Genomic DNA, 25067 nt, shown 5'->3' with positions numbered 1-25067 from the left:
AAAGGTCAATCGATGGTCAGAATGTTCGCCGTCGCAGGCGGTATCGCCGTCGTCGCGATCGCTGCTGGCAGTGGCGTGGCGACGACCGCCGCGCCGCTGCCCGCCGCCGATCCGGTCAAGGGCAAGACGGTGTTCGCGCGCTGCGCCGGGTGTCACTCGCTTGCCCCGACCGGCGTCAGCGGCATCGGTCCCAATCTCGTCGGCGTCGTCGGACGACGGGCGGGATCGTTGCCGACCTATCGCTATTCCCCCGCCATGAAAGCCGCCGGGCTGAAATGGGACGAGGCCAACCTCTCCCGCTTCCTCAGCGGCCCCACGAAGACGGTGCCCGGCACGAAGATGATGGCCGCACCGATCGCCAATCCACAGGACCGCGCCAACGTGATCGCCTACCTCAAGACCGGCAGCGCCCGGTGACCGACATCGCTCCCATGTTCGGCGCGCTGCGCCTGCCCCGCAGCATCCTGTTCGGCCGCGGCCAGCGCGCGGCGCTGGGCTCCGCCACCGCCCGCGTCGGTCGGCGCGCGCTGATCTGTACCGACGAACGGCAGGCGGCGCAGCCCGAGTTCGCGGCGATGGTCGACGATCTGACCGCGCGCGGCGTCGAGACGCGCGTGTTCGACGGCACGATCCCCGACCTGCCGCTGCGCTCGATCGATGCGTGCGTCGCGCAGGGCAGCGGCTACGGGGCCGACGTGGTGATCGGCATCGGCGGCGGCAGTTCGCTCGATCTGGCGAAGGTCGTCGCGGTGCTGCTGACCCACGGCGGCAGCGTGCGCGACTATTATGGCGAGTTCGCGGTACCCGGCCCGGTGATCCCGCTGGTCGCGGTGCCGACGACCTCCGGCACCGGATCGGAAGCGACGCCGGTCGCGGTCGTCGCCGACGAGGAACGCGGCGCGAAGGTCGGCATCGCCAGCCCGCACCTGATCGCGCAGATCGCGATCTGCGACCCCGAGCTGACCGTCACCTGCCCGCCCGGCCTGACCGCCTTTTCGGGGGCGGACGCGCTGACGCATGCGGTGGAGGCGTACACGACGCTGGCCCGCCCGGTCGACGCGATGCTGACCGAGGAGCATGTGTTCGTCGGCAAGAACATGCTGTCCGATCACTTCGCCAAATTGGCGGTGACCAACATCTTCCGGTATCTGGAGCGTGCGTTCGTCGACGGCAGCGACATGGAAGCGCGCGAGGGCGTGATGCTCGCCTCGCTCGCCGCCGGTTGCGCGTTCGGGACCGCCGGGACCGCTGCGGCGCACGCACTGCAATATCCGGTCGGCAATCTGACGCACACCGCGCACGGGCAGGGCGTCGCGACGCTGCTGCCGTTCGTGATGCAGTTCAATCGCCCCGCCTGCACGGAGGGCTTTGCGGAGCTGGCGGAGCTGGTCGGGATCGGTGGCGCGACCGCCGCCGATCGCTCGCAGGCCTTCATCGAAGCGGTGGCGGAGCTGTTCGCGAAGATCGAAATCCCGCCGTCGCTCGAGGCGCTGGGCCTGCGCGCGGACCAGCAGGATTACGTCGCGGAATATTCGCTGAACGCCGCCCGGCTGATCAAGAACAACCCCCGGCCGCTCGACCTGGCGGCGATGCAGACCATCACGCGCGCGGCGTTCGCCGGCGACCGGGCCTCCCTCCATGCTGCTTGAACGACAAGGCACCGACATGACCGGCCCCACCTATACCCCGCCGCCCGCGCATGGTCGCGACGGACCGTTCGCGATCCCCACCGGCCTGCTGATCGGCGAACATTGGGTGGAGGCGGCGAGCGGCGCGCGGATCGACGTCGACGATCCGGCGAACGGCAGCATCCTGACGAGCGTCGCGGACGGCGACATCGCGGAGGGGATCGCTGCGGTCGATGCCGCGGCGGCGGCGGCGGCCGATTGGGCGGCGACCGCGCCACGCAAGCGCGCCGACATCCTGCTCGCCTGTTTCCACGCGATGATGGCCGAGCAGGAGTGGCTGGCGCAGTTGATCTCGCTGGAGAACGGCAAGGCGCTGAGCGATGCGCGGGGCGAGGTCGCCTATGCGGCCGAATTCTTCCGCTGGTATGCGGAGGAGGCGGTGCGCATCAACGGCGAACTCGGCATCTCCCCGTCGGGCGGTAACCGCATCCTCGTCCAGTATCAGCCGATCGGCGTATCGCTGCTGATTACGCCCTGGAATTTCCCGGCGGCTATGGCGACTCGCAAGATCGCGCCGGCGCTGGCGGCGGGGTGCACCTGCATCCTGAAACCGGCGGCGGAGACGCCGCTGACGGCGCTGGCGGTGGCGGAGATCATGCGCCGCGCGGGCGTGCCGGCGGGCGTCGTGAACGTGGTCAACACCAGCAAGCCCGGCCCGGTATGCAGTGCGATCCTGCACGATCCGCGCGTGCGCAAGCTGTCCTTCACCGGATCGACGCAGGTCGGCCGCCTGCTGCTGCGCGAGGCGGCGGATTCGGTCGTCAGCTCGTCGATGGAACTGGGCGGCAACGCGCCCTTCATCGTGCTCGACGATGCCGATCTGGACGCGGCGATCGAGGGCGCGATGATCGCCAAGATGCGCAACGCCGGCGAAGCCTGCACGGCCGCCAACCGCTTCTACGTACAGCGCGGCATCCACGATGCGTTCGTCGCCAAGCTGGTCGAGAAGATGGGCGCGATGAAGGTCGGTCCGGGCATCGAGGCGGCGACGCAATGCGGCGCGATGATCAACCGCAAGGCGGTCGACAAGATCGTGTGGCTGGTCGGCGACGCGGTCGGGAAGGGTGCCGAGGTGCGGCTGGGCGGGCAGGCGATCGAGGGTGACGGCTATTTCTACCCGCCGTCGGTGATCGCGAACGTCCAGCCCGGCTCCGAAATCCTCGACAACGAGGTGTTCGGCCCGGTCGCGGCGGTGATCCCGTTCGACGATCCGGAAGAGGCGATCACGCTGGCCAACGCCACCGAATACGGGCTGGCCGCGTACGTCTATTCCGAGAACTTGAAGACCGCGCTGAAGATCGCCGACCGCATCGAATGCGGCATGGTCGCGGTCAATCGCGGGCTGGTGTCCGATGCCGCCGCCCCGTTCGGCGGCGTCAAGCAGAGCGGGCTGGGCCGCGAGGGATCGCATCACGGCCTGATCGAATATTGCGAGGCGAAGTACATCGCCGTGAGCTGGTGAGCACCATGTCCGATATCTCCCGCCGTCACCTGTTGAGCGGTACCGCCGCGTCCGTGTTCGTCATGACGATCGGCGCGCGGGCGGGTGCGGCGGTACAGGCGACGGCTGCGGCGGCTGCAACGACAGTGGGGCCGGATACCGAATGGCGTCACTACGCGGCGGATGTGGCCAACACGCGCTATTCGCCGCTGGACCAGATCAACGCCGCCAATTTCGGCGATCTGGAAATCGCGTGGAGCGTGAAGACCGACGTGTTCGGCGCGCGCAAGGAGTATCAGTTCGAACCGACGCCGCTGCTGGTCAAGGGACGCCTGTTCCTGCCGGCGGGATCGCGGCGCGACTGCATCGCGCTGGATGCGGCGAGCGGCGAGCTGTTGTGGATGCACCGGCTTGACGAGGGACAGCGCGCGCTGAACTCGCCGCGGCAATTGTCCGGGCATGGCTGCTCCTATTGGACGGACGGCGTCAAGGAACGCGTGCTGTACGTGACGACGGGGTACCAGCTCGTCTCGCTGGACGCGGCGACGGGGGTTCCCGACCCCGATTTCGGCGTGAACGGCATCGTCGACCTGAAGAAGGACTTCGATCAGGAACTCGATCTGGAAACCGCGGATGTCGGGCTGCACGCGACGCCGCTGGTCGCGCGCGACACGGTGGTGGTGGGGGCTGCGCACACCGCGGGCGACGTGCCGGCGGTGCGCAAGAACGTGAAGGGCTATGTCCGCGGATTCGACGTGCGGACCGGCAAGCGGAAGTGGATCTTCCACACCATTCCGAAAAAGGGCGAATATGGCTACGACAGCTGGCTGAACGGCGATGCGGACGAGGCCGGCAACGGCGGCGTCTGGGCGGAGATGTCGGCGGACGAGCAGCTCGGGCTGGTCTACATTCCCGTCGAACTGCCGACCGGTGACGAGATGGGCATGTTCCGTCGCGGCAACGCGCTGTTCGGCGAATCGATCGTCGCGCTCGACCTGGAAACGGGTGTGCGCCGCTGGCATTATCAGCTCGTCCATCACGGCCTGTGGGATCGCGACATTCCCTGCGCGCCGATCCTGTGCGACATCCCGGTCAAGGGCCGTATGGTCAAGGCGCTGGCCCAGCCCACCAAGCAGGCGTTCCTCTACGTCCTGAACCGCGAGACGGGGAAACCGATCTGGCCGATCGCCGAGCGCAAGGTGGAGGCAGGCGACGTGCCCGGCGAATGGTATGCGCCGACGCAGCCCTTTCCCAGCAAGCCGCCCGCCTACGACATGCAGGGGGTGACGATCGACGACCTGATCGACTTCACGCCAGAGCTGCGCGCCGAGGCGGTGGAAATGGTCAAGTCGTACAAGATCGGCCCGCTCTACACGCCGCCCGTGGTCAGCAAGCCGGGCCGCTGGGGGACGATCACCAATCCCGGTATCCAGGGCGGGACCAACTGGCCGGGTGGCTGCTACGACCCCGAAACGCACACCGTCTACGTCTATTCGAAGACGCAACCGTCGGTGGTCGGGATCGTGCCGAATACCGATATGAATGTATCCGAATTCCCGCAGGTGCACGGGATCGCGGGTTCGGGCGTGCGACCGCAGACCGCGATGGGCGCGCCGATGCCCGCCGGTGCGCGGCCGCCGGGTGCACCGCCGGCCACTGCTGGTGCCCCTCCGGGTACGGCCAACACCGGCGCACCGCCGGTCGCGCCGCCGCCGGGTGGCGCGCCGGGCGGCGTGCAGGCGCCGCCGCCGGGGTATCTGGCGGTACAGGGCCTGCCGCTGCTCAAGCCCCCTTATGGGCGGATCACCGCGATCGACCTGACCAAGGGCGACATCGCGTGGCAGGTGGCGCACGGCGAGACGCCGGACAACGTCCGCAACCACCCCAAGCTGAAGGGGTTGAAGATCCCGCGCACCGGTCGCGCCGGCAACCTCGGCCCGCTGGTGACCAAGACGCTGGTGATCTGTGGCGAGGCCGGGTTCTACACCAACGAATACGGCGTGCGCGGTGCGATGCTGCGCGCGTACGACAAGGCCACCGGGGAAGAGAAGGGCGCGGTGTACATGTCCGCCCCGCAAAGCGGCTCACCGATGACCTATCGCCTTGCGAACAAACAATATATCGTCGTCGCGATTGGTGGCGGCAACTACAGTGCCGAGCTGGTCGCGTATCGGCTTCCGGGAGTAGCGTGATGACCATGATCGACAAGACCCGCGGCCTGTGGCTGCTCGCCGCGGCGACCACGATGTTCGGGGCCGCCGTCGTCGCCAATGCGCAGGCGAGCGAACGCAGCGTGTGGAGCGGCGTCTACACTGCCGAACAGGCGACGCGCGGCAAGGCCGCCTATGCGGCGAACTGCGCCGCATGCCACGGCGACTCGCTGTCGGGGATCGACGTCGCGCCGGCGCTGACGGGCAGCGGCTTCCTGAACAACTGGAACAACACGTCGGCGGGCGACCTGCTTGGGCGAATCCAGACGACGATGCCGTTGAACGCGCCGGGCAGCCTGAGCGGCAAGACCGTCGCCGATATCGAGGCTTATATCTTCCAGTCGAACGGTTTCCCGGCGGGGGAACTCGCGCTGCCGCCGAGCCAGCCGATGGCGGCGGGGATCAAGATCGGGGCGAAGCCGGCGGGCTGAGACGGGGGCGGGCTCGGAAGGCCTGACGTCCTCGCGCTTATCCCGCTCTTTCAGGGGAGGGCCGCTGGGTGGAGCCGGCCCACCCCCAAGCCCTTTCCCCTCCCCCGAAGGGGAGGGGATTGAAACCGCTACTTCGCCTTGACGAACCGCAGCGTCATGCGGTCGCTCTCGCCGATCGCAACGTATTTGGCGCGGTCGCTGTCGCCCAGCCGCAGCGTCGGCGGCAGCGTCCACACGCCGTCCGGCCAGGCATGCGTATCGCGCGGGTTGGCGTTGACCTTGCTCTCGCCGGCGAGCCTGAAGCCCGCATCCTGTGCCAGCTTCACGATCGTCGACCGCTTCAGATAGCCGCTCTTCATCTCCGCCGCCGAGTCCATGCCCTCTGGCAGGCGGTGGTCGACCACACCGAGCGTGCCGCCGGGCTTCAGCATGCGGTGGAACGCCTTGAACGCGTTCGGCGCGGCCTGTCCGCCCTGCATGATCAGATTGTGGACGTTTCGGAACGTCAGCACGGTGTCGACCGATCCGTCCGGCACGGTCGACGTTCCAGCGGCCACGTCCAGCGCCGCCGCCGACGCGCCCTTGTACCGGGTACCGCCGCCGGCGAGCAGCTTCGTCAGCCCCTCCTGCCCCTTCTGGCTGGTGAGGCCGATATAGTGGCCGCGCGCCGACAGCATGGGTGCGAGGATTTCGGTGTACCAGCCGCCACCCGGCTGGAACTCGACCACGGTCTGGGCCGGGGTGACGCCGAAGAACGCGAGCGTCTGCGCCGGGTGGCGGTATTTGTCGCGGGCGCGGTTGGCGGCGCTGCGCTCCGGCGCGGCGATCGCGGCCATCATCGCGGGATCGGTGCGCTTCGCCACCACCTGCGCGCCCAGCGGCGTCGTTCCGGCGACCAGCAAGCCACCCATTCCCGCGACGGCAAATGCCGCCAGACCGTGCTTCAGCATCATTCTCTCCCGCCGCTTCCTTGAGGGCGGGGGTGGTGGACCATAGATTACGCCCGGTCGCAACTGTTGCGAAGGAGCCCCGATGACCGATACCAGCTACGAGCCGCCCAAGGTCTGGACCTGGAACCGCGAGGCCGGTGGCCGCTTCGCCAGCATCAACCGTCCGATCGCGGGGCTGACGCACGACAAGGACCTGCCCGTCGGCAAACATCCGCTGCAATTATACTCGCTCGCCACGCCAAACGGTCAGAAGGTGACGATCCTGCTGGAGGAAATGCTGGAGGCGGGCCACACCGGCGCGGAATACGACGCGTGGCTGATCCGCATCATGGACGGCGACCAGTTCGGCAGCGGCTTCGTCTCCGCCAATCCCAATTCCAAGATCCCGGCGCTGGTCGATCATACCGGCGAGAAGCCGGTGCGCGTCTTCGAGTCCGGATCGATCCTCGTCTACCTCGCGGAGAAGTTCGGCGCGTTTCTGCCCGCCGACCGTGCCGCCCGTGCGGAGACGCTGTCGTGGCTGTTCTGGCAGATGGGGGCCGGGCCGCTGCTGGGCGGCGGCTTCGGGCATTTCTACGCCTATGCGCCGGTGAAGATCGAATATGCGATCGACCGCTATGCGATGGAGGTGAAGCGCCAGCTCGACGTGCTGAACCGCCGGCTGGGCGAGGTGCCGTACGTCGCGGGCGACGAGTACACGATCGCCGATATCGCGATCTGGCCGTGGTACGGGGCGCTGGTGCAGAACAAGGTCTACGAGGCGGCCGAGTTCCTGTCGGCGCACGAATACGGCAACGTCGTCGCCTGGGCCGAGCGCATTGGGGAACGGCCGGCCGTGAAGCGAGGGCGGATCGTCAACCGAATCATGGGCGATCCGGCGGAACAGCTCCACGAACGCCACGACGCGAGCGATTTCGAGGGCAAGCTGGCCTGATTCGAATCTTTCCCGGCACGGGGAGGGGGACCAGCGAAGCTGGTGGAGGGGCAGCCGCGGGCCTGTCGCTTGTGGCCGCCCCTCCGTCACGCCTGCGGCGCGCCACCTGCCCGCGCCGGGAGGATTGAGCGTCGGTCCGCATCCCTCGGCACCCAACCCCATTGCGACCGCGTTCGCCACATCCTAGGGCGATCGGCGATGGCATCGGGTTACCGCGTCTCGCCCGGTCGGCGCCGGCCCGCCTCGCTGATCCTGGCGCTGGTGGCGCATGTCCTCATCATCCTCGCACTGTTCTGGGCCGCGCCGAAGCCGCCGCCGCCGCGAGAGGTCGATCCCGATCCCAAGACCTTCAGCCTCTATCCCGCGCCCAATGATGTGACGCGGCCCAGTCCGCAGAAGAGCGTCGCGCGGTCCACCAGCGCCGCGCGCAAGGCGCCTGCAGCGGCTCCGGTCGGCCCGGCCGTGGTACCGCCACCGCCGCCGATCCCGGCCCCCGCGCCGCTAAAAATGCTGCCCGGCGGCATGGAGCTGTTCGACGCCGCGGACATCGGCAAGATGGGCGACAAGGGCGATACCGGCACCGAGACCGCAGGAACCGGCAAGGGCAGCGGCAAGGTCTATGGTCCTGGCGAGGGGCCGGGCGGCGAGCAGTTGTACGACGTCGACTGGTATCGCCGGCCGACCCAGGCCGAGCTCAACGGCTATCTGCCCAACGGAGCGCCCGCGGGCGGCTATGCGATTATCGCCTGTCGGATGATCGAGGATTATCGCGTCGAGAATTGTCGTCAGGTGGCCGAATCGCCGGTCGGCTCAGGCCTGGCGCGGGCCATGCGGCTGGCGGCGTGGCAATTCCGCGTGCTGCCGCCCCGCGAGGGTAACCGCAAGATTCTGGGCGGCTGGGTGCGGATCAAGATCAGCTTCGGCGAACTGCCCATGAAGTAGGGCGTCACGCATCCGTCACGGATGCGTCACGACCCGGTCACCGGACGGGAACATGGCCCCGCTCACCGGGAAGCATATCCGTCCAAGAGGCCAAAACCATGATCGCCAAGTTTCTGATGCTCGCGGGCGTCGCGCCTGCGGCGCTGTTCGCGCAGGCTGCCGTTGCACAGGAGATGTCCGTGCAGGCTGCCGCCGCGGTTCCTGCCGCCACCGAGACGCCGCCGCCCGTTCGAGCGCCCGACGATCAGGCGGGCACCGATCAGGCGGGCACCGATCAGGCGGGCGGCGACATCGTCGTGCTCGGCTTCGGCCAGAGCCGTCAGGTCCAGACCGTCACCGCCAGCGATCTCGAGCGGCTGACGCCCGGCACGTCGCCGCTGAAGGCGATCGCCAAGCTGCCCGGCGTCAACTTCCAGTCGTCGGACGCGTTCGGCGCGTATGAATGGTCGACGCGGATCAGCCTGCGCGGGTTCAACCAGAATCAGCTCGGCTTCACGCTGGATGGCGTGCCGCTGGGCGACATGAGCTATGGTAACGTCAACGGCCTGCACGTCAGCCGCGCGATCATCTCCGAAAACCTTGCCAGCACCACGGTCGCGCAGGGCGCCGGCTCGATCGGCACCGCTTCGACCAGCAACCTCGGCGGCACGCTCCAGTTCGTCAGCCGCACGCCGTCCGACGCGTTCGATATCGTCGGCTCCGGCACGTACGGCAGCGACGACACCTATCGCGCCTTCGTCCGCGTCGATTCGGGCGACCTCGGCGACGGGCTGAAGGGCTATCTGAGCTATGGTTTCCTTCAGACCGACAAGTGGAAGGGATACGGCAACCAGCGCCAGCATCAGGCGAACGGCAAGGTCGTCAAGGACATCGCCGGGCTGGGCAGCATTACCGCGTTCCTGAACTTCTCCGACCGGCGCGAGACCGATTATCAGGATCTGAGCCTCGACATCATCCGTCGTCGCGGCCTGAACAACGACAATATCGGCGACAATTACCCGCTCGCGCTGCAACTCGGGCAGATCTACGCCAACCAGACCGTGCGCGCCGGCAGCGGTGCCGCGCCCTTGCCCTATCCGTCGGCGGGACTCGCGTTCCCGTCGGGGATCGGCACGATCGACGACGTGTATTACGATGCGGGCGGCCTGCGCCGCGACTGGCTGGGCGGCGTGACGTTCGACGCGAAGCTGTCGCCGGAATTGTCGGTCGTCTCGACCAGCTATTATCACAAGAACAAGGGTCAGGGGTCGTGGATCACGCCCTATGTCGGCACCCCCGCGGGCGCGCCGGACGGCAATGGCGGCACGCTGACCGCGGCATCGCCGCTGTCGTTCCGCACCACCGAATACGGCATCGACCGCGCCGGCAACCTGACCCGCTTCGCGTACGAGACGGGAGCCAACCGGCTGGAGCTTGGCGGCTGGGTCGAGAGCAACACGTTCGTGCAGGCACGCCGCTTCTACGGCATGACCAGCACCGCGACGCCCAATCGCGAGACGCTCGAATTCCAGAAGGACCCGTTCGCCACCCAGTGGGACGGCAAGTACGACACCTTCACGTTGCAATATTATGTCGCCGATACGCTGACGCTGGGCGACCTGACGCTGAACGGCGGGTGGAAGGGGATGCGCGTCCAGAACCGCGCGAACCTGACGACCGGTACGCTGGTCGCGGGTGAGATCCAGTCGAAGGACTGGTTCCTGCCTCAGGTCGGTGCGGTGTTCCGCCTGGGTGGCGGTGCGGAGGTGTTCGCGAGCTACACGGAGAACATGCGCGCGTTCGTGTCGTCGGCGACGACGGGTCCGTTCGCGATCACGCAGGTCGGATTCAACGCGATCCGCACCACGCTGAAGCCCGAGACGTCGAAAACCGCGGAGGGCGGCGTGCGCCTGCGCACCGGCGGGCTGCAATTGTCGGCGGTCGGCTATTATGTCGACTTCTCCGACCGGCTGCTGACCTTCGCCAACGGCGCGGGGATCATCGGCAACCCGCCGACGCTGAACAATGCGGGCAGCGTCGAAAGCTATGGCGCGGAGCTGTCTGCCTATTACCGGATCGCCGGCGGCTTTTCCGCCTTCGCCAGCTATTCGTACAACAAGGCGACATATCAGGACGACGTCCGCAACGTCGCCGGCGCGGTGCTGACCGCGACCGAGGGCAGGACGGTGGTCGACACGCCGGAGCATATGGCCAAGGGCGAACTGGTGTTCGACAATGGCAGCTTCTTCGCGCGTGCCGGTGCGGATTACATGTCGAAGCGCTACTTCACCTACCTCAACGACCAGTCGGTCGGTGCGCGCGTGCTGGTCGATGCCAGCATCGGCTATCGCTTCCCCGCGCTGGGTGGGCTGGCGATCGAGGGCAGCGTGACCAACCTGACCGACAAGGAATACATCTCCACGATCGGCTCCAACGGGTATGGGGCGAGCGGCGACAACCAGACGCTGCTGGCGGGTGCGCCGCGCCAGTTTTTCGTCTCCCTGCGCAAGGGGTTCTGACGATGCTGCGGCGTCTCCTGTTCGTGGCGGCGGCGCTGCTGACGACCGGCGAGGCTTCGGCCTCGTCGGTGCTGCTGATCTCGCTCGACGGGCTGCGGCCCGCCGACGTGGCGCAGGCGAAGGCGCGCGGCATGACGCTGCCCGCGCTGACCGCCCTCGCGGCGGAGGGTGCGTCGGCGGAGGGCGTGATCGGCGTCCTGCCGACGCTGACCTATCCCAGCCACACCACGCTCGTCACCGGCGTCTCGCCCGCGAAGCACGGCGTGTCGAACAACCTGACCTTCGATCCCGACGCGAAGAACCAGACCGGCTGGTACTGGTATGCCAGCGACGTGCGCGTGCCGACCCTGTGGGCGGCGGCGCATGCGAAGGGGCTGACGACCGCCAACGTCCACTGGCCCGTCACGGTCGGTGCCCCCGGCATCGACGCGAACCTGCCGCAGATCTGGCGCACCGGCACCGCCAACGATCCCAAGCTGCTTGCGGCGCTGGCGACGCCGGGGCTGTTGCCCGAACTGGAGAAGGCGGTTGGCACGTCCTATGCGCAGGGCATCGACGAAAGCGTCGAGGGGGACGCCAACCGCGTCCGCTTCGCCGCCGCGCTGATCGCGGCGCGCAAGCCAGCCTTCACCACCGTCTACCTCGCCGGGATCGACCACGAGGAACATCGCAGCGGCCCCGGCTCTGCTGCTGCCAATGCCGCGATTGAACAGACCGATAAGCTGGTCGGCCAACTGGTCGCCGCGGCGCGCAAGGCGATGCCGGACGTGACGATCGTGCTGGTGTCCGATCACGGGTTCCAGCCGATCGCGACCGACATCAACCTGTTCAAGCCGTTCCTCGACGCCGGGCTGATCACGCTCGGTGCGGACGGCAAGCCGACCGCATGGGAGGCGATGCCCTGGCTCGCGGGCGGCACCGCGGCGGTGCGGCTGGCGCGACCGGACGACGCCGCGCTGGTGAGGAAGGTGGCGGGCGTGCTGGCGAAGACGGCGGCCGATCCGGCCTACCACATCGCCGCGGTCATGGACCGCAGCGCGGTGGCGAAGGCGGGCGGCGCGAACGAGGCGAGTTTCTTCGTCGCGCTCCAGCCCGGCTACGAGACGGGGCGCGATCCGGCCGCGCCGATTGCAAGGCCTGCCGCGTACAAGGGCATGCACGGCTATGTCCCGAGCGACCCGGCGATGCGGTCGACGCTGATCGTGGCGGGGCCGGGGATCCGGCACACCGGTCTTGGCGTAGTCGACATGCGAGCGATCGCGCCGTCGGTCGCGCGGGTGCTGGGCGTGGAGCTGCCGGATGCAGAGGTGAAGCCGGTGTTTTGAGGGGCTGGATTGCCGCGTCGTTTCGCTCCCCGGAATGACGGTGGGGTGCGAGTCGGTATGCTCGCGTCAGGCGGCACGTTTCCCAAGGTCGTACCACCCCGGCGGAGGCCGGGGTCCAGTATCGGCGAAATTGAAGAGACTCACGGCTTGGTCGGCAACTGGACCCCGGCCTTCGCCGGGGTGGCAGAAGGTGTGGGCCGGAAGCAGTAGCGCTGCCAGGTATCGTGCTCCCGCGAAGGCGGGAGCCCAGTGCATTGGTTCGGCAGGCGTAGACCCGTCCGGCTCACTGGGTCTCCGCCTTCGCGGGGACACGGGGGCCCGGCGCGGAGGGATCACGGCCGCCGGCATGACGGGTCGCTGGCGTTCGGCGGCATCGCACGCCGCCTCGTCTCCTATTGCGTCGCACGGGCGATCGCGGCGAGAGCGACGGGGCGCATCGCTGCGTAGCCGGCCTCGGTCGGGTGGACGCCGTCGCTCGCCAGCCCCGGCTTCATTCCGCCGGCCGCGGTGGCGAGAACGGAGTGATAGTCGACCCACTGGAATCCGTTCGCCGCCGCATAGCCCTTGGCCCAAGCGTTGATCGCGGCGATCTGCGGCGTGGGTTGCTTGTCCTTCGCCCAGGGAAACTCGGCGGCGGGGGGGACGGAGGCGATGACGACGCGGATGCCGTTCGCCTTCGCAAGCTCGGCCATGCTGCGGATGTTGCCGGTGACGGTCGCCATCGTCGCGGCGCCGGTGTTGCCCGCGATGTCGTTGGTGCCGGCCATGATGTGCACGGCCTTCGGGTGAAGGTCGATCACGTCCTGCCGAAAGCGGACCAGCATCTGCGGTGTCGTCTGCCCGCCGATGCCGCGGCCGACGACGCCGTTCTGGAACAACGCCGGGTCCTTCTGCGCCCAACCCTCGGTGATCGAATCACCGAGGAACACGATCCGCACCGGCGTCTTCGCCGCGATCAGGCGCGCGTCGTCGGCGGCATAGCGGCACAGACCGCCGAAATCGCGCGTCGCGAGGTGCAGCCGCCACGCCGCCTTGGTCTTGTCGTCAATCGGCGCGGGGTGGAACACGCAGGGTTTCTCGACGATGCCGACCGGATCGGCGGCATAGTCGTCGTCCGGCACCACCACCTGCGCGCAGAGCGGCGACATCAGCGGCATGCCGAGCATGAGCAGCAGGGCGGCGACACGGCGACGAAACATCATGCTCTCCTCAGATACCGGGTTTCCGGCCGGTAAATCTCAGTTTTCAGGTCGGTTCAGGCGCAACCGCAGCGCGACCGAGCGGGCGTGCGCGGGCAGCCCCTCCGCCTCCGCCAGCGCCACCGTCGCAGGGCCGAGTTCCGCGAGCGCACTCTCGTCCAGCCCCAGGAAGCTGGTGCGCTTCATGAAGTCCAGCACCGACAGCCCGCTCGCGAAGCGCGCGCGGCGGCCGGTCGGCAATACGTGGTTCGGCCCCGCGACGTAATCACCGATCGCCTCCGGCGTATGACGGCCGAGGAATACCGATCCGGCATGCCGCACGCGGTCGAACAACGCCTGCGGATCGTCCACCGCCAGTTGCAGATGCTCGGGCGCGAGGCGGTCGACCAGCGGCAGCGCCTCCTCGAGATCACGCACCACGACGATCGCGCCGTTTGCCTCCCACGCGGTCCGCGCCACCGCCGCCGTCGCCAGCGTTCCAAGCTGCGCCTCCACCGCCGCGGCAACCCTGTCGGCGAAGGCGACGTCGTCGGCGAACAGGATCGACTGCGTCGTCACGTCGTGTTCGGCCTGGCTGAGCAGGTCGGCGGCGATCCATTCGGGGTCGTTCGCACCATCGGCGACGACGACGATCTCCGACGGTCCGGCGACCATGTCGATGCCGACGACGCCGTAGAGCTGGCGCTTGGCCTCCGCGACCCAGGCGTTGCCGGGGCCGGTCACCACGTCCACCGGCGCGATCGGCCCGGCACCATAGGCGAGCGCGGCGACGCCCTGCGCACCGCCGACGCGGAACACCTCGTCCACGCCCGACAGATGCGCGGCGGCGAGGACCAGCGGATTGACCTCTCCATTCGGGGTCGGAGTGACCATCGCCAGCCGCTTCACGCCGGCGACTTTGGCCGGGATCGCATTCATCAGCAGCGACGACGGATAGGCCGCGCGTCCTCCCGGCACGTACAGCCCCGCCGCATCGACGGGCGACCAGCGCGCACCGAGCCGGACGCCGACCGCATCGACATAGTCGCTGTCCACCGGCCGCTGACGCTCGTGATAGGCGCGGATGCGCGCGGCGGCGAGGTCGAGCGCGGCGCGCAGGCCTGGCTCCAGCCCCTCATAGGCCGCGGCGCAGGTCGCGGCGTCGATGCGCCAGCCGGTTTGCGCCAGATCGTGACGGTCGAATTGCAGCGTCAACGCGGCGACGGCGTCCGCCCCCTCCGCCTTCACGCGCGCCAGCATCGCGGTCACGTCGCGGGTCACGTCGGCGGCAGACTCGCGCCGTCCCTCGACCAGCGCGTCGAACGCTTCCGCGAAGCCGGATTCGGTCGTGTCGAGCCGGATCATGCGGCCATCGCCCCGGCGACGGCGCGGCGGAACGCCTCGACCAGGGGCACCACGTCGGGCCGCGTCTTCATCGCCGCGCGGTTGACGACGAGGCGGCTGGTCACGTCCATGATGCGTTCGACCTCGACCAGTCCGTTCTCTTTCAGCGTGCGGCCGGACGACACGAGATCGACGATCCGCGGCGCGAGGCCGAGCGTGGGGGCGAGTTCCATTGCGCCGTTCAGCTTGACGCATTCCGCCTGCACGCCGCGGCGCGCGAAATGGGCGGCGGTGACGTGCGGGTATTTGGTCGCGACGCGGACGTGGCTCCACCCGCGCGGATCGTCGCGCTCGGCCATCGCGACCGGCTCCGCGACCGACAGGCGGCAATGGCCGATGCCGAGATCGACGGGCGCATACAGTTCCGAATAGTCGAACTCGGCGAGCACGTCCGATCCGACCACGCCCACTTGCGCTGCGCCGTGCGCGACGAAGGTCGCGACGTCGAACGCGCGGACGCGAATGAGTTCGATTTCCGGCACATCGGTGGCGAAGCGCAGCGCGCGGCTGTCCTCGTCGGCGAAGGCGGCTTCGGGACGGATGCCGGCGGCGGCGAGCAGCGGCAACGCCTCGCTCAGGATACGCCCCTTGGGCACGGCGATGATGAGGGGTTTCACGGACCGGGCCATACCGGGGCGCCGTCACGCGTGCAACGCGGAGTTCGGGGGCGTAGCGTCACCTCGGCAAAAGGTCGAGTGCGATGACGCCGCGCGTCGAGGTGCTTGATGGCTGTGAATGCCTCGACCCTCTGCCAAGTGTGCTCTCGGGTGGAAATAACCGGCTGTGGTGGTGAGCGGCCGCTCGATCGACCTTCATATTCCTCCGCCCGACAGCATTGCATAGCCACGGAAACAGCTAAACACGATTATCATCCACACTGTCGATGGGAGAACGACCTTCGCATTGCGACGGAATACAACAATGGCGATTGTGGGCAGAACCACCCCTGCTACGAAGAAGCCAACGGAATAGTATCGATACCAGACTTCCCGCTCCTTGCTGTTAAACGGACCTTGAACAAAGCTAGCTGTAAGCAGTCCTATGAAAATTGCATTCACCAAAAGCGTTAGCCACGCGCAGCCAAAGCCTTCCCTTTGCCCTCGCTTATCACCTTCTTGCGTCAGCATTTGGTAGGTGTGGAGACATGCGCGGTCATCCGCAAGTGGGCGTGAGCCGACGTACGAGGTAAGCCTTGATCGGGTGCATGCCTGCTTGTGGCCGACGTTGGAATCTTGCCACGCCGCTTCGTCACCCCGGCTTTTCCATATGGTGACGGGTGACGCCGCTCAGACCACCAGCCGATACCCGATCCCCGGTTCGTTGCGGATCAGCACGGGCCGCGCCGGATCGTCCTCCAGCTTCACGCGCAGGGCCCGCGCAGCCACGCGCAGGTATGCGATGTCGGCGACGTGCGCCGGACCCCAGATCGCGGTCAGCAACTGGGCGTGCGTGACGATCCGGCCGGGATGCGCGGCCAGCATCGCCAGCAGGCCATATTCCTTGCGCGTCAGATGCACTTCGGCGCCCGCTTTGGTGACCGATCGCCGCTCGGTGTCGATGACGACATCGCCGGCGGTCACGGCGCGGGCCGGCTCGGCACCACGCCGGCGCAACGCCGCGCGCAGTCGGGCGAGCAGTTCGTCGCCATCGAACGGTTTCGTCACGTAATCGTCCGCACCGAGGTCGAGCGCGGCGACCTTCTCCGCCGCCGCCTCGCGCGCGGAGACGACCAGCACGGGCGCGGCACTGACCCGGCGGATATCGCTCAGCAACTCCATGCCGTCGCGATCGGGCAGGCCGAGGTCGAGCAGCACCGCCTCCGCGCGCGCGACGAGCGGCATCGCCGACCGCGCGTCGCCCGCCTCCGCCACCTCGTACCCGCCGCGCGACAGGATCGCCGCGAGCAGCCGCCGGACATGCGGCTCGTCATCCACGATCAGGATCATGCCGACTGGAATGCCACGCTGAAGATCGCGCCGCCACCCGGCCGGTTGGTCGCGGTCACCGTCGCGCCGAACGCATCGGAAAAGGCGCGGACGATCGCGAGGCCGAGCCCGCTGCCGCCCTCGCGGTCCGAACCGGCGAAGCGGCGGAAACGGGTGAACACGTCGTCCTCATGCCCCGGCGGGATGCCCGGCCCGGTGTCCGCGACCGTCAGCACCGGACCTGCGACGGAGACAGCGATCGGGCCGGTCGAGAATTTGGCGGCATTGTCGATCAGGTTCAGCAGCACGTGGTGGAGCAGGCCGGGATCGGCGCGCACCAGCGGCGCGTCGGGGGCGATCGTCACCGACACTGTGCGCCCGCCAAGCAGCCCGGTGGCATCGTCCAGCACGCTGGCGACCGCATCGGTCAGGTCGACGGGCTCGATCGCGACCGCCACCGCGCCTCCCTCGACCCGCGCCATGCCGAGCAGATTGTCGATCCTGCGTGCCAGCCGCTGCGCCTCCGCCACGATCGTCGCGCCACCTTGCAGCGCCTGACCCTCGCCCAGGATCACCGTCAGTGGCGTGCGCAGGTCGTGCCCGACCGAGGACAGCAACGCCGCGCTGAGTTCGCCGCGCCGTCGCTCCTCGCGGATCGCCGCCTGTTGCTCCGAAAGGCGCAGGCGGCCGATCGTCTGCGCCGCTGCCGCGACCATGTTGCGCAGCAGCCCGCCGCGCCCCGTCGGTACCGGCGAGGCCCCGTCCGCGCGCGACAGTGCGATCAGCGCGACCCGCTCGCCGCCCGCGACCAGCGGCACGTACAGCCGGTCGGCAGCGTCGATCACGCCGCTGCCGCGCCCCGCCGCCTCGCCGTTCGCCAGGGCCCATTCGCCCGCCGCCCGGTCGAGCGGCGCGGCGTCGGCGATGTCGGGCTCGCCGAGTGCTGCGGCGTCGACCGCGAACGCCCCCGCTACCGCATCGATCAGCAGCGCCAGCGCCGCGCCTTGGTCGCCGGCATCGGTCAGCGCGCGTTCCAGTGCGGCCAGCCGCCGCTGGTCCGCCGCCAGCGCCTCCGCCGCCTCCCGCGCCGCGCGCAGGCGACCGGCGAGTTGGCTGACGGCGGCGGCGACCAGCAGCAGCACCAACGTCGTCGCGACATTGTCGGGATCGGCGATGCGCAGCGTGAAGCGCGGTTCGATCACGAAGAAGTTGAACGCGACCGCTCCGCTCCCCGCCGCGACGAGGCCGGCGACCAGTCCGCCCTGCGCCGCGGCGAGCATCACCGGCAGGATGAACAGCAAAGCCAGGCTGCCCGCGCCCAGATAGGGTGACAGGAGCAGCGCCACCCCCGCCACGGCGGCGACGGACGCCAGCGCGACGACGATACCGATCCGGTGGCTGGCGAGGGTGTCGGGCACGGACTCGTCCTGCCGTCCGGCGGTCGGCGCGTCTACACCTCGATGCGGCTGCCGAGTTCGACGACGCGGCCGGGCGGGATGCAGAAGAACTGCGTCGGATCGGTCGCGTTCTTTTGCAGGAACAGGAAGATTACGTCCTGCCAGAACGGCATCCCCTGACCCTTCGCCGCACCGACGGAATTGCGGCCGATGAAGAACGACGTGCCGCCCTTGTCCTTGGGCCAGCGCGGATCGCCGAGCAGGTCGGCCGGGATGTCGGGCACGTCCATATACCCGTAGGTCAGCGTCGCGCATTCGAACAGCTCGCCCAGCGGCGTCATTTCCAGCCGCTCCGGCGGCGCGACATAGGGGGTGTCGGCCGTCCGCACCGTCAGCACGACGTTGTGCGCGTGCAGCACCTTGTTGTGCTTGAGATTGTGGAGCAGGGCCGCCGGCGCCTCGTGCGTCTCGCGCGTCAGGAACACGGCGGTGCCCTCCACCCGCTCCGGTGGCCGACGCCCCAGTGCGGCGGCGATCGCGGCGAGCGGAACGCTGTCGCCCGAGGTCCGCTCCGACACCAGCGCGCGTCCGCGTCGCCACGTCGCGATCACCAGCCCGACCAGCGCCGCGACCAGCAACGGCACCCAGCCGCCCTCGCTGACGCGCAGGATGTTCGCCCCGAAGAAGATCAGGTCGATCGCCAGCAACGGCACGATCAACGCCAGCGCGGTCGCCAGCTTCCACTTCCACAGCCGCGTCACGACGATGAATGCCAGACAGGTGGTGATGACCATCGTACCCGTCACGGCGATCCCGTATGCCGCCGCCATCGCCGACGAGCTCTGGAAGGCATGCACCAGATACAGCACGCCGATCAGCACCAGCCAGTTGATGAGCGGGATATAGATCTGGCCGGCATGATGCTGCGACGTCTGTCGGATCGCCATCCGCGGCAGCAAGCCGAGCGCGATCCCCTGCTGCGTCAGGCTGAACGCGCCGGTGATGACCGCCTGAGACGCGATGATCGTGGCCAGCGTCGCCAGTACGACCAGCGGCGCACGCAATTGGTCGGGCGCCATCAGGAAGAACCAGTCGGCGTTCGCGAACGGCTTGCCCGCCGCGGTCGCCGTCTCCAGCGTCGCGAGCGCGAAAGCGCCTTGCCCGAGGTAATTGAGGACCAGTGCCGGGAAGACGAGCGCGAACCAGCCGATGCGGATCGGCTGCGCGCCGAAATGGCCCATGTCGGCGGTCAGCGCCTCTGCGCCGGTCACGGTCAGGAACACCGCGCCCAGCACGAAAAGACCGGCAGTGCCGTGTCCGGCGAGGAAGGTCGCCGCATGCCAGGGGTTGAACGCCATCAGGATGCCGGGTCGATCGAGGACGTGCCATGCCCCCAGCGCCCCGATCGCGAGGAACCACAGGACGCAGACCGGCCCGAACACGCGCGCGACGCTGGCGGTGCCGCGCGACTGCACCGCGAACAGCGCGATGAGGATCACGACGGTCATGCCCATGATCGCGGGCAGCGACAGCCCGCCCAGACCCGGCACCGTCTTCAGCCCCTCGACCGCGGACAGCACCGAAAGCGCCGGCGTGATGATCGCGTCGCCGTAGAACAGCGCCGCGCCCGCCGCGCCCAGCAGCAGCACCAGCCCGCCGCGCTGCGCCGTGCCCGATCGGCTGGCCAGCGCCATCAGCGACAGCACGCCGCCCTCCCCGTTGTTGTCGGCGCGCAGCAGGAACAGCACGTATTTGACGGTCACGATCAGGATCAGCGCCCACAGTGCCAGGCTGAGCACGCCGACGATCTCGGTCGCGTCGATGCCGCCCGCCGCCGACTGCGCCAACGCCTCGCGGAACGCATAGAGCGGGCTGGTGCCGATATCGCCGAACACGACGCCGATCGCACCGAGCGTCAGGGCGGCGGTGCGGCCGCGAGGGGAATGCTGATCCATCCTGCACCCGAAGCACGGGTCGCCGTAAAGCCGCGAGACGGATTGCGGGCCAGCCGCATAAAAATGTCGTAAAGTTCATTTGACTGCCCAGGCAATGGTAGCCAAGGCAACCATATGGGCTTCTACACCGACTCGGATTTCACGCCCGATTGCTCGATCGGCTATCTCGTCCGTCGCGTTCACCAGCTCGGTGGCGTGCGGATCGAGGGGATTTTCGCGGCCGAAGGACTGACTGCGATGCAGTGGCAGGCGCTGGTCGCGATCTGGTCCGGGCGCGGCAACACCGCCGCCGAACTCGCGCGCGATCTGGGCCACGACAAGGGCGCGATGACGCGGCTGGTCGATGCGATGGAGCATAGCGGCTGGATCACGCGCGAACGCACCGCGGAGGATCGCCGCTGCATCAACCTCGTGCTGACGACCGAGGGCGAGGCGGTGGCGATGCGCTGCAAGCATCAGGTGCTGGCCTGCTGGAACGAATGGCTGGCGGACTGGGAGCCGCGGGAGGTGGAGACGATGATCGCCCTTTTGCAGAAATTGCGCGACACGCTGGTGAAGGTGTCGGCATGATGCGCGTGTCTCGGCTCGTTCCTCTCGCGGCTGCGCTGCTCGCAGGGTGCGCCGCACCGGCGACGCAGCAGGCGGTGACGCCGGTCGCGCCCGCCGCGCTCGGCCTCACCGGCGCGCCCGCGCCGCTGATCGCGGGCGACTGGTGGCACGGCTTCGGCGACCCGCAGCTCGACCGGGTGGTCGCCGATGCGACCAGTGGAAACCCGACGCTCGCCGGCGCACTCGCCCGCGTCGCGCAGGCGCAGGCGGTGCTGTCGCAACGCCGGGCGGAGGACGGTCCCGACCTGACCTTCGACGGGCAGGGGCAGGTCAGCCGGCTGAGCGGCAAGTACATCATCCCGCCGCCCTTCGGCGGTTCGGTCCGCTTCGTCGGCACCGCGCTGGCGAACCTCAACTGGAATCTCGACCTGTTCGGGCGGCAGCAGGCGGCAATCGCGGGCGCACGCGCATCGGGCCGGGCGGCGGCGCTGGATCTGGAGGCGGCACGGCTCGCTCTCGCGGGATCGGTAGTCCAGACCTATCTCGACCTCGCCCGCGCAGAAGCGCAGGCGCGGATCGCGAGCGATACGATCGCCACGCGCTCCCGCTCGGCGCGGCTGATCGACGTCCGCATCCGCAACCGGCTGGCGAGCAACCTCGATGCGCAAGGGGCGGCAACGCTGCTGGCGCAGGCGCGGCAGGCGCTCGTCCGCGCGCAGGCGGCGCAGGTGCTGGCGAAGAACGCGCTCGCCGCGCTGGCGGGGCGAGGCGTCGATTACCCGCAGACGATCGCGCCGACGCGGCTGATGCTCGACACTGCCCTGCCGCTGCCAGCGACGGTGCCAGCCGACCTGTTGTCGCGCCGCGCGGACATCGCCGCGGCGCAGGCGCGGGTCGAGGCGGCGGCGGCGGGGCGTCAGGTCGCGCGCCGCGCCTTTTACCCGAACATCAACATTTCGGCCGCAGCCGGGCTGCAGGCGATCGGCCTCGGCAATTTGTTCTCCCCCGACGCGGGTAATGCTGCGGTCGGGCCGGCGATCCACCTGCCGATCTTCGACAATGGCCGGTTGCGTGCCGATCTGGCCGGCGCGACGGCGGCGGTCGACCTCGCCACCGCCGATTACAACGATCGCGTGATTGGATCGGTGCGGCAGGCGGCGGACGCCATCGCTCGCATCGGTGCGCTGGAACAGGACCGCGCGCGCCAGCGCGAAGTCGTGCGCGGCTTCGCGGAAACGGGTCGCCTCAACGCGATCCGCGTGTCGAGCGGCCTCGAAAGCCGCCTCGGCCTGATCGACAACGACGTCCGCCAGCTCGCCGCGGCGCAGGACGATGCCAACCTCGCGGTGGATGCGGCGCAGGCGCGCGTCGCGCTGGTCCTCGCGCTCGGCGGCGGCTTCTCACAGGACACGACCCGATGACCGACTCGACTGCTCCCGTGCCGGAGGCTCCCGCCGCGCCGGCTCCCGCTCCTGCCCCCTCGGCACCGCCCGCCAGCGGCAACCCGCGCGCGCGGCGTCGTGGGCTGATGCTGCTCGGCCTCGTCGTCGTCACCGGCGCGATCGTCTGGGCGGTATTCCACTTCCTGCTCGCCGCGCCGGAGCAGGAGACGGACGACGCCTATGTCGCCGGCGATATCGTCGCTATCACCGCGCGCGATCCCGGCACGGTGCTGTCGATCCATGCCGACAACACGCAGATGGTGAAGGCGGGCCAGCCGCTGATCGACCTCGATGCGGCGACCGCCGATGTCGGCCTCGCATCGGCCGAAGCCGAACTCGCGCGCGCCGTCCGCGCCACGCGGTCCGACTTCTCCAAGGTCGACTCGGCCGGTGCGGAGGTCGTGCAGGCACAGGCGCAATTGGCGCGGGCGCGCAGCGACTATGCCCGCCGCCGCGGCGCCGCCGCCGAGGGTGCGGTGTCGGGCGAGGAACTCAGCCACGCCGCCGACGAGGTCCGAGTCGCGACCGCGAACCTCGCGCTCGCCCGCACGCGTCAGCAACAGTCGCGCACCGGCGTGCAGGGGACGACCGTCGACACCAACCCCGCCGTCCTTGCCGCGGTCGCCGCCTATCGCCGCGCCGCGATCGTGCGCGGGCACATGCACGTCACCGCGCCGATCGACGGCGTCGTCGCGCAGCGTACGGTGCAGATCGGCCAGCAGGTCGCGGCGGGGACGCCGCTGATGGCGGTCGTGCCGCTCGACCGGGTCTGGGTCGACGCCAATTTCCGCGAGACGCAGCTCAAGGACCTGCGCATCGGCCAGCCCGCGACGATCCATTCGGATATGTACGGCGACGACGTGGTCTATCACGGCCGCGTGATCGGCCTGGGCGCGGGCAGCGGCAACGCCTTCGCGCTACTGCCGGCGCAGAACGCCAGCGGCAACTGGATCAAGATCACGCAGCGCGTGCCCGTCCGCATCGCGCTCGACCAGCGCGAGTTGAAGGCGAATCCGTTGCGCGTCGGCCTGTCGGTCGCGGCGACGGTGGATACGGCGAATACGTCGGGCACGCGCATCGGCCAGCCGGGGCGTGCTGCCTACAAGGGTCTGGACACCGCCGCCAACGACCCTGCGACCGAGGCGCGCATCCGCCAGATCGTCGCGGCCAACCGCTGATGGCCGGCCCTCCCGCCGCCGGTGGCGCACCGCCCCTGCAAGGGGGGAAGCTGGCGCTGGTCGCCTTCGCGCTGGCGCTCGGCACGTTCATGCAGGTGCTGGACGGGACGATCGCCAACGTGTCGCTGCCGACGATCGCCGGCAATCTTGGCGTGTCGAGCGACAATTCGACGTGGATCGTCACGGCCTTCGCGGTCGCGAACGGCGTCGCGGTGCCGCTGACGGGTTGGTTGATGGGCCGGTTCGGCGTCGTGCGGACATTCTGCACGTCGGTGTTCCTGTTCACGATCGCGTCGTTCCTGTGCGGAATCGCCTGGAACCTGCCCTCGCTGATCGGTTTCCGCATTCTTCAGGGCGCGGTGTCGGGCCCGATGATCCCCGGCAGCCAGGCGCTGCTGATCGCGATCTTCCCGCCCGACAAGCGCGGCACCGCGCTCGGTATCTGGTCGATCACGACGCTGGTCGCGCCGATCATGGGGCCGATCCTGGGTGGGTATATCAGCGATAATTACCACTGGAGCTGGATCTTCCTGATCAACGTGCCCTTCGGCCTGTTCTGCGCGGCGACGTGCTGGAAAGGCCTGAAATCGCGGGAGACGCCGACGCGCAAGCTGCCGATCGATCAGGTCGGGCTGGTGGCGCTGGTGATCTGGGTCGGCGCGCTCCAGATCGTGCTCGATCTGGGCAAGAACGACGACTGGTTCGCGTCCGAACGGATCGTGATCGCCACCGTCGTCGCCGCGATCGGCTTCGTGTTCTGGCTGATCTGGGAACTGACCGACGCCAACCCGGCGGTGAACCTGTCGCTGTTCAAGAGTCGCAACTTCGCGATCGGCACCGTTGCCTTCTGTCTGGGATATGCGGTGTTCTTCGCCAACACGCTGCTGCTGCCGTTGTGGTTGCAGACGCAGCTTGGCTACACCGCGACCTGGGCAGGCCTCGTCGCCGCGCCGTCGGGCGCGGTCGCGGTGCTGCTGACGCCGTTCGTCGCGAAGTTCAGCGGGCGCGTCGATGCGCGGATCATGGCGACGATCGCCTTCGCGGCGTTCGGCCTCTCCTATTACCTGCGCTCCGGCTATACGACGGGGGCCAGCTTCCGCGACCTGATGCTGCCCTTGCTGGTGCAGGGGATCGCGATGAGCACGTTCTTCCTCGCGATGCTGACGATCTCACTCGATCGCATCCCGCCCGAACGCCTGCCGTCCGCGACCGGTATCTCCAACTTCGCGCGCATCACGGCGGGCAGTTTCGCCGCCTCGCTCATCACGACGGCGTGGGACCGGCGCGAGGCGCTGCACCAGAGCCGGCTTTCCGACGCGGTCGGCACCAATATGCCGTACCAGATGGCCTCCGGCGCGCTGGGGAAGATGGGCCTGACCGACGTGCAGTCCGCCGCGGTCGTGACGCGGCAGATGGTCGGGCAGGCGTATCTGCTCGCGTCGACCGACCTGTTCCGGCTGTCGGCGTGGCTTTGCGTGGTGATGGTCGTCGTCGTCTGGTTCACCCGCCGCGCGTCGCCGTCGCAAGGGCCGATCGCGGCGGATTGACGGCCCCGAATCCTCCCCTCGACGAGGGGAGGATTTTGCAGACGCCGCGCGCACGACCCGCTACCCTTCGTGA

At 68.9% G+C, this 25067-nt stretch carries 21 protein-coding genes; 13 read left to right on the top strand and 8 right to left on the bottom strand.

Annotated elements, in window-relative coordinates; all coding sequences use genetic code 11:
- The first annotated feature begins 21 nt into the window (after positions 1-21).
- Genes AC0CH8_RS01530 through AC0CH8_RS01510 form a run of 5 tightly spaced genes read left to right on the top strand, consistent with a single transcriptional unit; the run spans position 22 to position 5770 of the window.
- Positions 22-417 carry a c-type cytochrome gene (locus tag AC0CH8_RS01530; RefSeq protein WP_465238388.1) on the top strand — a complete coding sequence of 132 codons (396 nt, stop codon included), beginning with the start codon at positions 22-24 and terminating at the stop codon, positions 415-417.
- Positions 414-1649: an iron-containing alcohol dehydrogenase gene (locus AC0CH8_RS01525; protein ID WP_465238387.1), complete on the top strand. Its 1236-nt coding sequence runs from the start codon at positions 414-416 to the stop codon at positions 1647-1649. Before AC0CH8_RS01530 ends, AC0CH8_RS01525 begins: the two co-directional genes overlap by 4 nt.
- 16 nt (positions 1650-1665) lie before the next feature.
- The gene (locus tag AC0CH8_RS01520; protein WP_465238386.1) at positions 1666-3150 is read left to right on the top strand and encodes an NAD-dependent succinate-semialdehyde dehydrogenase; all 1485 of its coding nucleotides are present in this window, start codon (positions 1666-1668) and stop codon (positions 3148-3150) included.
- 5 nt (positions 3151-3155) lie between these two features.
- Complete coding sequence (locus AC0CH8_RS01515) at positions 3156-5321, top strand: outer membrane protein assembly factor BamB family protein (protein ID WP_465238385.1); 2166 nt, start codon at positions 3156-3158, stop codon at positions 5319-5321.
- Complete coding sequence (locus AC0CH8_RS01510) at positions 5321-5770, top strand: c-type cytochrome (protein ID WP_204199359.1); 450 nt, start codon at positions 5321-5323, stop codon at positions 5768-5770. Before AC0CH8_RS01515 ends, AC0CH8_RS01510 begins: the two co-directional genes overlap by 1 nt.
- Positions 5771-5898: 128 nt before the next feature.
- Here AC0CH8_RS01510 and AC0CH8_RS01505 read toward each other — a convergent pair whose 3' ends face one another.
- Positions 5899-6723 (bottom strand): class I SAM-dependent methyltransferase, encoded by an 825-nt coding sequence (locus tag AC0CH8_RS01505; protein ID WP_465238384.1) that lies wholly within the window; start codon positions 6721-6723, stop codon positions 5899-5901.
- A 79-nt stretch (positions 6724-6802) separates the two neighbouring features.
- Here AC0CH8_RS01505 and yghU point away from each other — a divergent pair, with 79 nt between their 5' ends.
- The 4 genes from yghU (at position 6803) to AC0CH8_RS01485 (ending at position 12419) form a co-directional block, all read left to right on the top strand.
- Positions 6803-7654, top strand: a complete 852-nt coding sequence (gene yghU, locus AC0CH8_RS01500; RefSeq protein WP_465238383.1) for a glutathione-dependent disulfide-bond oxidoreductase — start codon at positions 6803-6805, stop codon at positions 7652-7654.
- 198 nt (positions 7655-7852) lie between these two features.
- Positions 7853-8596, top strand: a complete 744-nt coding sequence (locus AC0CH8_RS01495) for a hypothetical protein (RefSeq protein ID WP_465238382.1) — start codon at positions 7853-7855, stop codon at positions 8594-8596.
- Positions 8597-8694: 98 nt separating this feature from the next.
- Entirely contained in the window at positions 8695-11094 is a 2400-nt protein-coding gene (locus AC0CH8_RS01490; RefSeq protein ID WP_465238381.1) for a TonB-dependent receptor, read from the top strand.
- A gap of 2 nt (positions 11095-11096) precedes the next feature.
- Positions 11097-12419 (top strand): alkaline phosphatase family protein, encoded by a 1323-nt coding sequence (locus AC0CH8_RS01485; protein WP_465238380.1) that lies wholly within the window; start codon positions 11097-11099, stop codon positions 12417-12419.
- 392 nt (positions 12420-12811) lie between these two features.
- Here AC0CH8_RS01485 and AC0CH8_RS01480 read toward each other — a convergent pair whose 3' ends face one another.
- The 7 genes from AC0CH8_RS01480 to AC0CH8_RS01450 all read right to left on the bottom strand — a co-directional run bounded on the left by AC0CH8_RS01480 (position 12812) and on the right by AC0CH8_RS01450 (position 20278).
- Positions 12812-13618 (bottom strand): SGNH/GDSL hydrolase family protein, encoded by an 807-nt coding sequence (locus AC0CH8_RS01480; protein ID WP_465238719.1) that lies wholly within the window; start codon positions 13616-13618, stop codon positions 12812-12814.
- 39 nt (positions 13619-13657) lie between these two features.
- A complete protein-coding gene (hisD, locus tag AC0CH8_RS01475) occupies positions 13658-14962 on the bottom strand; it encodes a histidinol dehydrogenase (RefSeq protein ID WP_465238379.1) in 1305 nt (434 codons plus the stop codon).
- The gene (gene hisG, locus AC0CH8_RS01470; protein ID WP_465238378.1) at positions 14959-15618 is read right to left on the bottom strand and encodes an ATP phosphoribosyltransferase; all 660 of its coding nucleotides are present in this window, start codon (positions 15616-15618) and stop codon (positions 14959-14961) included. The genes hisD and hisG overlap by 4 nt, the downstream gene beginning before the upstream one ends.
- A gap of 195 nt (positions 15619-15813) precedes the next feature.
- On the bottom strand, positions 15814-16128 hold the full coding sequence (locus AC0CH8_RS01465; protein ID WP_465238377.1) for a hypothetical protein: 315 nt from the start codon (positions 16126-16128) through the stop codon (positions 15814-15816).
- Positions 16129-16287: 159 nt separating this feature from the next.
- On the bottom strand, positions 16288-16947 hold the full coding sequence (locus tag AC0CH8_RS01460; RefSeq protein ID WP_465238376.1) for a response regulator: 660 nt from the start codon (positions 16945-16947) through the stop codon (positions 16288-16290).
- The gene (locus tag AC0CH8_RS01455; RefSeq protein WP_465238375.1) at positions 16944-18344 is read right to left on the bottom strand and encodes a sensor histidine kinase; all 1401 of its coding nucleotides are present in this window, start codon (positions 18342-18344) and stop codon (positions 16944-16946) included. Before AC0CH8_RS01455 ends, AC0CH8_RS01460 begins: the two co-directional genes overlap by 4 nt.
- Before the next feature lie 32 nt (positions 18345-18376).
- Entirely contained in the window at positions 18377-20278 is a 1902-nt protein-coding gene (locus AC0CH8_RS01450; protein WP_465238374.1) for a potassium transporter Kup, read from the bottom strand.
- A gap of 114 nt (positions 20279-20392) precedes the next feature.
- On the opposite strand from AC0CH8_RS01450, the gene AC0CH8_RS01445 reads away from it, so the two are divergent.
- Genes AC0CH8_RS01445 through AC0CH8_RS01430 form a run of 4 tightly spaced genes read left to right on the top strand, consistent with a single transcriptional unit; the run spans position 20393 to position 24994 of the window.
- On the top strand, positions 20393-20848 hold the full coding sequence (locus AC0CH8_RS01445) for a MarR family winged helix-turn-helix transcriptional regulator (protein WP_465238373.1): 456 nt from the start codon (positions 20393-20395) through the stop codon (positions 20846-20848).
- On the top strand, positions 20845-22248 hold the full coding sequence (locus AC0CH8_RS01440) for an efflux transporter outer membrane subunit (protein ID WP_465238372.1): 1404 nt from the start codon (positions 20845-20847) through the stop codon (positions 22246-22248). Before AC0CH8_RS01445 ends, AC0CH8_RS01440 begins: the two co-directional genes overlap by 4 nt.
- On the top strand, positions 22245-23447 hold the full coding sequence (locus AC0CH8_RS01435; RefSeq protein ID WP_465238371.1) for an EmrA/EmrK family multidrug efflux transporter periplasmic adaptor subunit: 1203 nt from the start codon (positions 22245-22247) through the stop codon (positions 23445-23447). Before AC0CH8_RS01440 ends, AC0CH8_RS01435 begins: the two co-directional genes overlap by 4 nt.
- A complete protein-coding gene (locus tag AC0CH8_RS01430) occupies positions 23447-24994 on the top strand; it encodes a DHA2 family efflux MFS transporter permease subunit (RefSeq protein ID WP_465238370.1) in 1548 nt (515 codons plus the stop codon). Before AC0CH8_RS01435 ends, AC0CH8_RS01430 begins: the two co-directional genes overlap by 1 nt.
- The last annotated feature ends 73 nt before the right edge of the window (positions 24995-25067 follow it).

Source organism: Sphingomonas sp. AC435 (genome assembly GCF_979253005.1).
The sequence above is the reverse complement of the archived record's forward strand: the minus strand, read 5'-3'. Positions and strand labels throughout refer to the sequence as shown.